Raw genomic sequence first — 310 nt, forward strand, 5'->3', positions numbered from 1 at the left:
ATTTAGACTGTCCAGGAAGCTCTGTGCTGCAATATACCGTTCCCCAAACAAAGGAACAGACTGATACTGCGCCCACCATGTAGGACTAATCCGATCGATCGACTGGATAAACCCCCCATCGCTAGGGGTGTTTTGCTGACGATATGCCAGCTGGAACTTCTTATCCTTGACGCCGAATAGGATGGGGAGCTGGATTGTAACTTGCATTATGACCTCCCACGCCACTTATTTTCCATTATCCGGTTATCCACCATGGAAGGCAAAGATGCACGCAGCTGCCTGTCGCGTGCATTCATCTTTTCTTCTAGTG

General features: G+C 49.0%; 1 protein-coding gene. It reads right to left on the minus strand.

Going from position 1 to position 310, the window contains the following annotated elements; translation table 11 throughout:
• The coding region (locus VJI77_RS07415; RefSeq protein WP_323988949.1) for a hypothetical protein at positions 1–207 on the minus strand (207 nt) is incomplete at its 3' end.
• Positions 208–310: the final 103 nt, after the last annotated feature.

Origin of the sequence: Parvimonas sp. D2, assembly GCF_035282635.1 — a bacterium.
GTDB lineage: Bacteria > Bacillota > Clostridia > Tissierellales > Peptoniphilaceae > Parvimonas.